Here is a 12,754-nt window from a genome sequence, read left to right as displayed (position 1 = left end):
CCCTACGCCTTTGTCCGCATTATTTTGTAAAAATTTACTTTAATTTTTTGTTATCTGTTAAGGATCTTAAAAAGAATGGTTGACATTGGTTTTCTTTTTGAATAAACGAGCAAAGTGTATTTTTTAGTGTAACTCAGGAAAGAGGACCAATGTTTATTCAGACAGAAGAAACACCAAATCCACTAACCTTAAAATTTCTTCCCGGCCGAGAAGTCATGGCAAAGGGGACAGCAGACTTTCCCGATGTGGAAGCAGCGGAGAAATCACTTTTGGCCAAAAACCTTTTTGGCATTCAAGGAGTTACAGGCGTTTTTTATGGAGCTGACTTTATTACCATTACCCGTGCAGAAAATTTTGATTGGATGGTCCTGAAACCGTCTCTATTAGGGGCGATCATGGAATACTTTTTGACCCATGATCAGGTGGTGATTAATCAAGCGTCAGAAGAGAATGAAGACGTTATGGTTGTTCCGGACTCAGAAATTGTGGCGGAAATTAAAAATCTTCTTGATAGTAAAGTACGTCCTGCCGTTGCTATGGATGGCGGCGATATTATTTTTGATAAGTTTGTTGATGGTATTTTGTATCTGCGCATGCAAGGCGCGTGTTCCGGCTGTCCTTCATCATCGGCTACCTTAAAAGCTGGTATTGAAAACATGTTGAAACATTATATTCCCGAAGTTGTCGAAGTTCGGGCAGTTCAATAATTAGAGTTTGAATTTAGTTTGAAAGAGGGTCGAATGAAGAAGATATCTCGTTCATATCAACTTTGGAGTCGTTATCTGATTCTCTCCACTGTGGGAGTAATGATTTTCGCCCTGTATTGGTGTGTGTTTTTTAATCATTCAGTGACGCTCCGTACAGAAGTGAAGCGTTTTAATCCAATGCTGATTAGTTTATTTCAAGAGAGCAACGAGGGATCCGCTCAACAGTCCTTTGAAAGTGTTGTGGTAGAGAATGTCAACGAAATGAAAGCCCTCTTTGAAAATCATGATTTTAAGCCCTTTGAAGAACATGTGAATGTGACAGAAGTTCCGCGAATTTTCCTTGCAACTTTGCCTCGAGATCTTAAAACCATACGCTCCCTAGAAGATCGAAAACAAATGTTTGTGCAGGCTTTGCTGCCGATGATTCTGGCAGAGAATGAAAAAATCTTAAATGATCGCCGTCGTTTGCGCACCATAGAAGTAAAAATTGAACGCAATCAAGATCTTTCCAATGAAGACAAATTTTGGGTTTTGACGTTAGCATCTCGTTACAAAATGAAGGATGCTGAGAAAGCAGAGACAATTGTGTCAGAGCTTTTAAAGCGCGTGGATATTATTCCAACTTCTTTGGCTTTGAGTCAGGCTATTATTGAGACAGGGTGGGGGAATTCCTTTGCTGCTTTACAAAAAAACTCAGCTTTCGGGATGACAATTTCCGATAAAGTAAAGTACTATGAGTCTCTCCAAGCCTCTGTGGAAGGGTACATTTTAAATTTGAACTCTAATGAGGCTTATAAGAAAATGCGTCTGGTGAGGGCTGAATTAAGAGCAAAAGGAGAAGACCTTTGCAGTTTTAAATTAGCTGAAACATTAATTCGCTACTCGGAATTGGGGAATCTTTATGTGGGTCGTGTGAAAAGCATTATTAAAACCCATGATCTGCGCCAGTTCGACCAAGCTCAATTGGTTCGCGCTAGCTAATAACAGCGAGTCATAAAAAAGCCCAAGGGCAAATTTTTTTATTTTCTTTTTCCAAGATTTTGTCTCTGCAAGCGCCTTTGTTCATAAGGGTTTTCAGAGGTCGTGTGCATTTTTTTTAATCTTTTTTCTTGGTCCTTTTTGCCCTTTAGGCGTATAAATACCCTTATGTTTGTTCTGCAGAATAACATTTACGCTTGCCTCTCTCCCCCAACAAGAGGGATGGGCGTAAGGATACGTGAAAGAAGTAATAGGTCATTAAGATCTTAAGACCACACAGTAAACGATCTTTTAAAAGGAAGAGGGTTAGTTGTCCGCCGGCCCAGGACCTTTTAAGAAGATTTTTAGAGTGTTAAAAGAATTTTTCCCCGGGGAAAGAGCTTCGAAGGAAGAGAAATTGAGAAGGCTCTCCCTTTGAAAAACGGATCATGCTCTTTCCTCCCTCAGCGTCCTGAGCCACCCAGGCGATGGGGGAGTGAAAGGGTTATCACCCAAGAAGAACAATAAAAAAACATCGTCAGAAAATGTCATCACGCGATTCTTTCAGAACCGCGGGGCGATTCAGCGTGCTTATTGGTAACCAAACCACGCCCCTGCGAGGCCCCTTGGCCGCGGCAGTCCATCTTGCTTGTTGTGCTGGATCACGTCGCTGCGCTCGTGATGACGCACTTCTATAGGCCGTCATCGCGCCGATTCTTTCAGAACCGCGGCAATTCAGCGTGTTTATTGGTAACCAAACCACGTCTCTGCGAGGCCCCTTGGCCGCGGCAGTCCATCTTGCTTATTTTGTACCTATCGCAACTTCAACGCCGGCTGTACGTGTTTCGTTCCAAATAGGATAGGCACAGATATATTTTTTCTTCGAGAAAAACCCTTTCTTTATAACGTCTGGTTGAATAATCATTTTGCCTTCACGATAAGGTGGAAACTTATCGCTCATTAATGACTGATGTGCGAGTAAAGTTTCTGACATGCTTACATCATTAATGGACATGCTCGGCGTGATGATTCGCTTTGTAATTGGATCAGTCATTTTTGGATAAATGTGAGAGGGGCTAAAGATGTGATTTGGGTAAAACACCCAACTGTTCTTTTCTTTTACAATGGGTTTTCCGTCAACCACAAGAGTTTTTATCTCTAACCCATTCAACACAGGACAAGTAACATCAGCATATAATGTGTTCGTTATCATTGTAAACGATAGGAAAGAAAATAAATATTTTAAAGTGAACATGTGAATTCTCCACAATAATTTGTACGAGGCCCATCTTTTTTTAGTTTTATCATGAATTTTGTGAAAAGATAGTTAATAGGAAGAAATAAAGAGATATTGAACAATTAAAATTCAATGTTATGATCTATCTTCTGTTTGAGACGAATGCAAATTAGGATGATGCAAGGATTTTAGTAAATTTTTAAGTAATGCTGTTTTAAGCTAAAAATAATAATGAAGGGAGCGCTAAGTTATGAAAAACAAACATTTATTAGCCTTAATCTTTGGTTTTTGGGTTGCCGGAACCAGTTATTCAATCGCCGCTGATAAACCGCATCCATGGGTTTTACAGATTGTTGATGAGATTAAAAAATATGGTCAAAGTGAAGCTTGTGCTGATGGTCGTGCGCTTCGTAAAAATCATCAAAACTGTGCAACAAAAGATGGTGCTGCCATTGCCAAGATCGTTTGCACGACCCATGATAACGTCTATCGTGACAAATTTGAAAAAGGGCAGTGCGGATCAAAAGCGGCTAAGACATGGGGCGGCGTTGAAGATGTGGGTACTTATTTTGAAAAGGCTATTGATCTCGGAAAACCCGATGCAATCGCATTAGCTTGCACCCCCCCTCTTGAGCAATTGAGAGGAAAATTAAAAGAAGTAGCTGAAAAGAAATGTCAGGACGGGACAGTTAAACCCAAAGCTCCTGCACGTCCCACACAAGCTGCGCCTATGGTTAAACCAGAAGAGTTGAAAAAGGGAGCAGCCTTTATGGAAGAACTGAAAAAAGTTCTGCAAGAAGGACCAAAATTAAAGCCTGTTAACAGAAGAATAAGTCTTGGTGGGGCTGGAAAAGTAACAGTTGAGGGTCAAGCCATCTCTGTTCCAGCGACCACAATGCCAGAAATTACGACACAAACAAAACAGGATCTTTTGAGTGCATCTCAACAGTTGAGTGAGGCCTTGAAAAATCTTAATAAGTCTGTTGAAGGTGGAGAGGGTGTTTCGCAAGGTGAACTGCCAACTGTAGAAAAACTGACACAAAATATTCAAAATGCTCAGACAGAACAGCAGGTTGTTGACGTTGTAAAGAAAGCTACTCAGGAAGTTGTGCAGTGGGAGTCATCTAAAGCTAAGAGACAAAGAGAACTAGAAGCAATGCGCCAGAAATCTAATCCATTACTCGGAGGATAAAAGGCTAACACCTGACTATTAATCTTGTGCTGACACTTAATTTTGAAAATTAGGTGTCAGTTTTTTTTATCACTTGCAGTCATTATCAAGCGTCTTTATATTATCCTTTATGAAACCTATTGATCAAAAAATCTTTTTCACATCCACTCAAGTCCGCGTCGTCGTGGGCAGCTAAAGCTGTCCTATATCTGTTCTTTTTAAAACTTATTGTTGTATTCATTTCTCCCAGAAGATAAATCTGGGCGTTCAATATTCATCAAAGGTGGATGATGTTAAAGAGATTTAAAATGCTATTGAGTAATGACATGAGGGCTTTTGCGCTAGTTATGTCTACAGGCTTTGCTATGTTCGCCATGTTTTTTGGTTCGGGTAACTTGGTGTTTCCTCTCTTGGCAGGTAAGGTTGTTGAAAGCGCTTATGGTCTAACCATGCTTGGCTTTGTGTTGACAGGCGTTGCCATGCCATTCTTAGGTCTTTTGGGGGTACTTCTTTATGAAGGGAGTTACAAAAAATTCCTTAGTACTTTTGGCCTTAAAATTGGGTTTTTAATGGCTCTTATCATGTTAGTTTTATTAGGACCATTTGGTGTTGTGCCGCGGTGTATTACGGTATCATTTGGTAGCTTTGCTATGATTTCAAAGTCTCTCAATTTACCTATGTTTAGTTTTATTATGTGCTCTGTCGTTTTTTTGTTATCCTTTAATGAAAATCGCGTCGTTCCCCTATTAGGTGCTTTTTTGGCGCCGATTAAAATTGGCTCGGTGGGCATTATTATTGCTTATGGTTTGCTGTTTTCAGAAGCACCAAAACTGACAAATATCTCAACCTATACAGCATTCGAGGAGGGCATTTTTAAAGGATATCAAACGATGGATCTTTTGGCTGCTTTCTTTTTCGCGACTGTGATTATTCGTCATCTAAAAAATGCAAGTCAAAAATCTGATAACCCGCGTGGCTTTTTTAAATTATCGCTCTTTTCAATGCTCTTGGGAGCAGGGCTTTTAGCCATTGTTTATGCGGGATTGGTGTTTCTCGGTGCAACTTATGCAGAACAGCTCAATCAATATTCTTCAGAAAAATTCCTGAGTGTGATTGCTCATCTGACTTTAGGAGAGTATGCGGGAATTTTTGTTTCCATTGCTATTATACTGTCTTGTTTAACGACGGCCATAGCTCTTGCTACAGTTTTTACTGATTTTCTATTTGAGCAAGTTTTAGTGAAAAAAATCCCAAGGACTGTCTGTTTGGGGGCTACCATGCTCATGACCTTTATAGTTTCAACCTTTGGATTCCAAGGGATAGCTAATTTTCTGAGTCCTATTTTAAAATTGATGTATCCTGGGCTCATTGGCCTTACCCTGCTGAATCTTTTTCTGTGGGGGTGGAAGAGACGACTGAAAAAACAACCACAGATTTCCCCAACCATTTTATCTTGACAATTCCTGTGTCAGAGCGTCTCTTTAGGACAATACATAGCAATCAAAGGGACGTTTATGGCTACTCTAAAATCTGAATTTCTTCTAGAATGTCAAAATCGTGGTTTTCTACACCAAGCCACGGATCTGGAAGGCCTTGATCACCGCTTAACTCAAAAACCACTTGTTGCCTATTTAGGATTTGATGCCACGGCTACTAGTCTTCATGTAGGAAACCTTATGCAAATTATGTTGCTGCGTATGCTGCAAAAATATGGGCATAAACCTCTTGTTTTGATAGGAGGGGGAACCACACGTGCTGGTGATCCTTCAGGTAAAGATGAGATGCGCAAGCTTTTAAGTGTTGATGATATTGCGAACAATAGTGCCAGCATAGGAAAGATTTTTAAAAAATATCTGAAGTTCGGAGAAGGTGCTTCAGAAGCTATTCTCGTGAATAACGCTGATTGGCTTTTGCAATTAAATTATCTGGATTTCTTGAGAGATTATGGACGGCATTTTTCTGTTAATCGGATGCTGACTTTTGATAGTATTCGTATGCGATTGGAACGAGAGCAAAACTTAAGCTTTCTTGAATTTAACTATATGGTACTTCAAGCCTATGATTTTCTCGAGCTTAATCGTCGTTATGAATGTGTTCTACAGTTTGGTGGAGCAGATCAGTGGGGAAACATAGTGAGTGGTGTTGATTTGGTAAGACGTGTAGATCAAAAAGATGTTTACGGCATGACAACACCTCTTATTACGACATCTGATGGCGCAAAGATGGGCAAGACTGCTCGGGGAGCAATTTGGCTTAATGAGGATATGTTGTCCAGTTATGATTATTGGCAGTTTTGGCGGAATACTGCTGATCAAGATGTGGGTAGATTTTTAAGGCTCTATACAGAAATTTCCTTAGATGAAATTAAACGACTTGAAAGCCTTGAAGGTGCAGAGATTAATGAAGCGAAGAAAGTACTCGCTGATGCTGCAACTCTTCTTTGTCATGGTACAGGAGCCGTCCAAGAAGCTCGAAAAACAGCCGAAAGTTTGTTTGTCAAAGCGGGAGGCGAAGATTATGAAGCGATGCTTGCAGCTTTACCATCTATGACTGTTTCAAAAGATCAAGTTTTCCAAGGACTATCTGTTTTAGATCTTTTCAAAAGCATGGGTCTTACCACGAGCAATGGAGAAACCCGACGTTTGATACAAGGAAGTGGCGCACGTTTGAATGATCAGCTTGTGAGTGATGAGTTTTATAAAGTTACATTGGATGATTTTGATGAAAAAGGTCGACTTAAACTTACTGCAGGTAAAAAGCGTCATGGCTTGGTTATCTTGCAAAGCTAAGTTTATATTTCTTGTCCTTTTTTTCTTGGGATCATGGCAATCTTTGGTTGCAAATGAGGCGCCAAATGTTGTTGTGACTATTCCTCCTTTGTATGACCTTGTTCTAGGAATAATGGAAGGGCGTGGAACACCAAAATTATTGGTCGAAGCCAATACATCTCCTCATAATTTTTCATTGACTCCTCAGCATCTAAAACTCCTAGATCAAGCTGATTTGATTGTTTGGATTGGTCCAGATTTGGAAGGAGTTTTAGAAAAGCCCCTCAGGGCTTTAAACAAAACAACATTTCCCATTCAAAACTTAAGTGGGTTAAAGATATATCCTATAAGAGAAGATGCTGATTGGCACCATTCACCATCAGATCTTCATGATCATCACCACGGCTCATTTGATCCGCATCTTTGGCTAGATATCGATAATGCTATAATCATTGTTAAATTCATTGAAGAAAAATTGATAGCCCTTGATGGAGAATATGAATCGCTTTATCGTACCAATAGAGAGAAGCTTACGACCGAATTAAAGAATCTTAAAATTAAACTTACAACTGATTTGAAGAACGTTGCTCATAAGCCATTTTTTGTAATGCATGACGGTTATCAATATTTTGAAAAAGCTTTTGAGCTAAATGCTCTAGGGGCGTTAACTCTGGATCCTGGGATGCAGCCAAGTTTGGGTCGTTTGCACAGAATACGTGTAAAAATAAATGATCAAAACGCTCGTTGTCTTTTTGCAGAACCGCAGTTTTCTGCTAAAATTGTGAATCAGTTGGGGCAAGAGTTAGATGTGAATGTAAAAACTCTTGATTATATGGGCGTTGATGTTCCTCTAAGTCCTCAAGGGTACTTTGAGATTATGCAGAATTTAGCAAAAGCGGTAAGAGAATGTCTCGGATCAAAAAAATAACTGCAACAGGACGATCTCTAGCGCTCATTGCTGATAAATCCCCTGAGGCTCAAAAAGCCTATAAGGAATTGAAAGAGCTTTATCGTTTTATAAAACCAAAGGATGCGGATGTTCTCGTAGTGTTAGGAGGAGACGGCTTTATGTTGCGAACGCTTCATGAAACTCGGGATCAGCCCAAACCCATTTATGGCATCAATTTTGGGAGTGTAGGTTTTTTAATGAATAAATACCGCCCAAAGACTTTGATTAAGCGCCTTGAAGATGCAACAAACGTAACGCTAACGCCTTTGTTAATGGAAGCTACAACAGTTAAAGGTAAAAAAATTCTTGATCTGGCCATTAATGAAGTCTCTCTTTTCAGGCAAACCCATCAAGCAGCTAAGATTAAAATTTCGATTGATAAAATTGTGCGTCTCCAAGAACTAACTTGCGATGGCGTGATGGTGGCTACGCCAGCTGGCAGTACAGCCTATAACCTATCAGCGCATGGTCCAATTATTCCCTTAGATGCTAATTTGTTGGCTCTAACTCCGATTAGTGCTTTTCGTCCACGTCGATGGAGAGGAGCCTTATTACCTCATAAAAGTGTAGTAGAGTTTGAAGTTTTAGAACCGGAAAAACGTCCAGTGAGCGCTGTTGCAGGTCCTACAGAAGTTTCAGCAGTGAGGCACGTTTTGGTGAGAGAGGACCCCACAGCCCACTTCATGTTGTTGTTTGATGTGGAGCATGCTCTAGAAGAACGCATTATTCGGGAACAGTTTTTGGTTTAAAATCTTTATAACTCAAGCCCTTAGCCATTTAAAATATCTGCTTTTAAAAGTTGATTAAAATCTTAAATGATTGATTTTGCATAAATCCGTGGCAATGACATACAAAAAGGTTGCAGCATGTTGATTTTTTCGCTAATGATGCAGCAGTGAATTTTTATTGTTTTGAGGTTATAAGCTATGGCAGTTCCAAAGAAGAAAACATCCAAGTCTCGTCGCGATATGCGTCGGTCACACCATGCAATTAAGCCAGCTTTAGCATCTGAATGTCCAAACTGCGGTGAGAGAAAGCTCTCCCATCATGTCTGTGTTAAATGTGGACATTACCGCGGTCGTCAAGTTATGACCGTTCAGGTCGAGGCATAAGGCCGTCCTTTTTGTTAACCACCTGGGGATCTCATAAGTGTCCATAACCTTAGCCATTGATGGTATGGGAGGTGACCAAGCGCCCCAGATGGTGGTTGCGGGATTACGACAAGCCCAAAAATTGCACCCCAATATCTCTTTCTTACTGTATGGTCAGGAAAAGTTGTTGAGTAAACTCATTCCGTCTGATGATCCATTAAGAGCTATTACACAAATTCGACATACTGATGAAGTGGTCACAAGCGAGACTACTGTTTCAACAGCTTTAAGATCCTTAAAAAAATCCTCTATGCGCCTTGCTATACAAGCGGTTGCTGATGGTGAAGCTCAAGGAGTTGTTTCTGCTGGTAATACAGGCGCCTATATGGCTCTTTCAAAACTAACATTACGTGCCATAGAAGGAATTGATCGTCCAGCGATTGCAGCATTATTGCCGACTGTTCGTGGACTTTGTGTCGTTCTTGATTTGGGTGCCAATGTGGAAGCTACAACTGAGAATTTAGTGCAGTTCGCTTTTATGGGGAGTCTCTTTGCCCGCTATGTCTTAGGTATCGAAAAGCCTTCTGTGGGGTTACTTAATGTGGGTGTCGAAGAGCTGAAAGGTCATGACAAATTAAAGATGGCTCAGTTGGTTCTTAAAAACAACCCCTTGATTGAAAATTTCTATGGTTTTATCGAAGGAGACGATATTGCCTTCGGTAAGACAGATGTTGTAGTGACGGATGGTTTTACTGGAAACATAGCCTTGAAGGCTATCGAAGGTACAGCCAAATTACTCTCCAACTTTTTAAAGCAAGAAATCCAGAAATCTTTTCTATCTAAAGTGGGGGCTCTATTGGCTAAAAGCGCTTTTTCGACTGTTAAACATCGCTTAGATCCCCATCGCTATAATGGCGCACCTTTTTTGGGACTGAAGGGGATTGCGGTGAAGAGTCATGGTGGGACAAGTGCTTATGGATTTTCTTCAGCGATTAACGTTGCTGTACATTTAATTGAAAATAAAGTGAATGAGCGTCTTGCTAAGGATATTTCTCTGCTCTCACAACATTTAGTGCAAGAGATGGAAAATCTCTCTCTTGCCATTGAGAAGCCCACCCCAATCAAAGGATAGGAGTAATCCATGACTAACAAGAGTCAGAATATTCGTTCCGTCATCATTGGTTATGGTGGATATTTACCTGAGCGTATCGTTACGAACGAAGAGCTTACAACCATGGTGGATACTTCTCATGATTGGATTGTTGAGCGTACAGGGATTCATCAACGCCACTTTGCGGCTGATGACCAGGTGACCTCGGATTTGGCTGTAAATGCTGCAAAAATAGCCCTTGAAAACGCTGGTATTAAAGCTGAAGATCTTGACCTCATTATTGTTGGTACGGCAACTCCAGATAAAACTTTTCCATCAACTGCAACGCGTGTTCAAGAAAAAATTGGTAACACAACAGGGTTTGCCTTTGACGTAGCCGCAGTGTGTGCTGGTTTTTTGGTTGCTGTGTCAGTTGCTGATCAATTTATTCAATCAGGACAAGTCAAGAATGCGTTGGTAATCGGTGCAGAAATGCCGTCACGGATTATTGATATGAATGATCGTCGTACTTGTGTTCTTTTTGGTGATGGAGCAGGTGCTTGGATTTTGCAAGGACAAAAGAGTGAAAGAACGCCAGAAGAACGCGGTGTGATTGATACAAAAATTTACTCTGATGGACGTTTTTGTGACATTCTCCATACAGATGGAGGACCTTCCTCCACTGGTAAAGTTGGTCAGATCCAGATGGAGGGTCGAGAAGTATTTCGTCACGCTGTTGAAAAATTAGCTGATGCTGCAGAGAACATTTTAAAGAAGAATGGTTTGACGTCAGCGGACATTGATTGGTTTATTCCCCATCAAGCAAATAGTAGAATCATTGAAGCTGTGGCCAAACGACTGGCATTTCCTCAGGAAAAAATTATTCAAACGGTTTACAAACATGCGAACACGTCAGCGGCATCTATTCCTTTAGCTTTTTATGAAGCAGTCACTGAAGGTCGTGTGAAAAAAGGGGATCTCATACTCCACGAAGCAATCGGTGGTGGTTTAGTATGGGGCTCCGCATTGGTTCGATTTTAAGAGATTTTTTATGACCTACGTCGTCACGGAAAAGTGTATCAAATGCAAATACTTGGATTGCGTAGAAGTTTGTCCCGTCAATTGTTTTTATGAGGGGGAAAACATGGTGGTTATTAATCCAGAAGAATGCATTGACTGTGGTGTATGCGAACCTGAATGTCCAATTGAGGCGATTCAGCGTGATATCGAACCGGGTCTTGAGAAGTGGGTGGAGCTTAATCGCACAATGTCTAGAGAGTGGCCTAAGATCAGTGTGAGCGACCTTCCTCTACCTGATGCAGATCAGTGGAAAGATGTCCCCAATAAGTTTGAGAAATTTTTCTCAGCAAATCCTGGTAAAAAGAAGTCTTAATTCTTAAACCATAGTACTATGCTTTTTTAATTCTTGCATATTATTTGTCAAATGGGTATTTTGCCTCTCTTAAATACAAACGGAGTATATAGATGAAGTGTTTAAAGTTTGTTATTACAGCAGTTTTACTGAGTGGAGCATTGTACCCCTGTGCAACACTTCAAGCCTCCAATCTCATTCAAGGAGAAGTCCAAGAATATGATGGTCTTAAAGATCCTTATTCTTCAACTGTCAGAGATGTTACAGCAAAATATGTAGGGAAATTACATGATTTAAAGGAAGCGGCAGGAAAGTTAGAAGACCAAAAAGCTGCGGTTGCGTATAGAGAAGCCCATGAAAAATTTTTAAAAACATACCCTATTTCTTCTGTTTCTGGTTTCTTAGAAAAAGAAATTTCAGCTGAGGAATTGGTAGATTTTGCGCGAGATTCCAAAGCCTTAAACCAACTTTTTGTTGAAAAAGAATCCACAGAGTTAGAAAGACTTCAAATCAAGGATACGCAAGCGAACTTTAAACGCGCTGAGTTTGTCTTTGGGCATTGGGACTATGTTTTTAAACTGAAACAGATTATGAAAATCAGATTTTCTACAAATTTGTTTGAGTTCTTACAGCAAGCTTACAATCCAAATTATTTTCCTCCTCATTTTCCTCAGGGGATGCTGCCGCCTGGTAACTTTGTGTATCTAGACCTCTTTAGTTTTAAAGAAGAAGATAACACACTCAAAGTTGCTTTAGATGTTGACTCTATTGTTCAACCATACAAACAAGCGATAATAGGAGGCGCTGCTATGGGTGCTCCACACCCTGCTCCTGTTGTTGATCATGTCAAAATCTTGAAAGAGATGGTGACAACGTTATTTGGAGATGATCTTAAGGGAGAAAGTGATATTTTAGCACAATGGCTTCATGCGATTACCCCTCTTTATAAACATAGAAAAAGAAAATTAGAGCATTTGCGTCATCAGTTTGAGGATTTGCACAAAGATCATAAGAAAGTTTTAAAAACCCTTGAACAAGCCGAAAATCCTCGAGGAGTCGCCCCATTGTATTTTCTAGGGAACACCGGTGAGAGCTTTCAATCGTTAGGGCTTTTGGGGGTTAAGAAAGAATTCTTTAAGATTGAGCCGCTAAGTTCAGAAGAGGCTAAAGTTTCTGCAAAATCTATGTATGTAGAAAAGGCCAGAAAACTTGAGAGAAAAATCGAGCAAGTTGAAGCAGAAGTGAGCTTATTGTCAATTATGAAGAATCTGCGAGATGAGTTAGTGAATGCACTAAAACGTAATGGTCGCGTGAGCTAACATTAAGCTTTAAGAGCACTCTCTTAAAAAGAGGCTCATATGAGCCTCTTTTTTTATGCTTTTATTCATAAAAAAGGAGAGCCAAGAGCTCTC

General features: G+C 40.3%; 13 protein-coding genes. 12 read left to right on the top strand and 1 reads right to left on the bottom strand.

Annotated features, from left to right (window positions below):
* The first annotated feature begins 149 nt into the window (after positions 1-149).
* Positions 150-707 (top strand): NifU family protein, encoded by a 558-nt coding sequence (locus tag GQ61_RS03700; RefSeq protein WP_085784026.1) that lies wholly within the window; start codon positions 150-152, stop codon positions 705-707.
* Positions 708-740: 33 nt separating this feature from the next.
* A complete protein-coding gene (locus GQ61_RS03695; RefSeq protein WP_085784025.1) occupies positions 741-1,688 on the top strand; it encodes a glucosaminidase domain-containing protein in 948 nt (315 codons plus the stop codon).
* A 778-nt stretch (positions 1,689-2,466) separates the two neighbouring features.
* Here the strand turns inward: GQ61_RS03695 and GQ61_RS03690 are convergent.
* Positions 2,467-2,919, bottom strand: a complete 453-nt coding sequence (locus GQ61_RS03690) for a hypothetical protein (protein ID WP_085784024.1) — start codon at positions 2,917-2,919, stop codon at positions 2,467-2,469.
* Positions 2,920-3,151: 232 nt separating this feature from the next.
* On the opposite strand from GQ61_RS03690, the gene GQ61_RS03685 reads away from it, so the two are divergent.
* The 10 genes from GQ61_RS03685 (at position 3,152) to GQ61_RS03640 (ending at position 12,661) form a co-directional block, all read left to right on the top strand.
* The gene (locus tag GQ61_RS03685; protein ID WP_085784023.1) at positions 3,152-4,093 is read left to right on the top strand and encodes a hypothetical protein; all 942 of its coding nucleotides are present in this window, start codon (positions 3,152-3,154) and stop codon (positions 4,091-4,093) included.
* A 287-nt stretch (positions 4,094-4,380) separates the two neighbouring features.
* Positions 4,381-5,529, top strand: coding sequence for a branched-chain amino acid transport system II carrier protein (locus GQ61_RS03680; protein ID WP_198157406.1), 1,149 nt, complete (start codon positions 4,381-4,383; stop codon positions 5,527-5,529).
* 57 nt (positions 5,530-5,586) lie between these two features.
* Entirely contained in the window at positions 5,587-6,861 is a 1,275-nt protein-coding gene (gene tyrS, locus GQ61_RS03675; RefSeq protein ID WP_085784021.1) for a tyrosine--tRNA ligase, read from the top strand.
* On the top strand, positions 6,836-7,768 hold the full coding sequence (locus GQ61_RS03670) for a zinc ABC transporter substrate-binding protein (RefSeq protein ID WP_198157405.1): 933 nt from the start codon (positions 6,836-6,838) through the stop codon (positions 7,766-7,768). The genes tyrS and GQ61_RS03670 overlap by 26 nt, the downstream gene beginning before the upstream one ends.
* The gene (locus GQ61_RS03665; protein ID WP_085784019.1) at positions 7,747-8,538 is read left to right on the top strand and encodes an NAD kinase; all 792 of its coding nucleotides are present in this window, start codon (positions 7,747-7,749) and stop codon (positions 8,536-8,538) included. The genes GQ61_RS03670 and GQ61_RS03665 overlap by 22 nt, the downstream gene beginning before the upstream one ends.
* A gap of 177 nt (positions 8,539-8,715) precedes the next feature.
* Entirely contained in the window at positions 8,716-8,901 is a 186-nt protein-coding gene (rpmF, locus tag GQ61_RS03660; protein WP_085784018.1) for a 50S ribosomal protein L32, read from the top strand.
* 37 nt (positions 8,902-8,938) lie between these two features.
* Complete coding sequence (gene plsX, locus GQ61_RS03655) at positions 8,939-10,012, top strand: phosphate acyltransferase PlsX (protein WP_085784017.1); 1,074 nt, start codon at positions 8,939-8,941, stop codon at positions 10,010-10,012.
* A 9-nt stretch (positions 10,013-10,021) separates the two neighbouring features.
* Positions 10,022-11,011, top strand: coding sequence for a beta-ketoacyl-ACP synthase III (locus tag GQ61_RS03650; protein ID WP_085784016.1), 990 nt, complete (start codon positions 10,022-10,024; stop codon positions 11,009-11,011).
* 10 nt (positions 11,012-11,021) lie between these two features.
* The gene (gene fdxA, locus GQ61_RS03645; protein WP_085784015.1) at positions 11,022-11,363 is read left to right on the top strand and encodes a ferredoxin FdxA; all 342 of its coding nucleotides are present in this window, start codon (positions 11,022-11,024) and stop codon (positions 11,361-11,363) included.
* A gap of 92 nt (positions 11,364-11,455) precedes the next feature.
* Positions 11,456-12,661, top strand: a complete 1,206-nt coding sequence (locus tag GQ61_RS03640) for a hypothetical protein (protein ID WP_085784014.1) — start codon at positions 11,456-11,458, stop codon at positions 12,659-12,661.
* Positions 12,662-12,754 lie beyond the last annotated feature (93 nt).

The organism is Candidatus Nucleicultrix amoebiphila FS5 (genome assembly GCF_002117145.1).
Lineage (GTDB): Bacteria > Pseudomonadota > Alphaproteobacteria > Caedimonadales > Nucleicultricaceae > Nucleicultrix > Nucleicultrix amoebiphila.
This window is presented reverse-complemented; position numbering and strand designations above follow the sequence as displayed.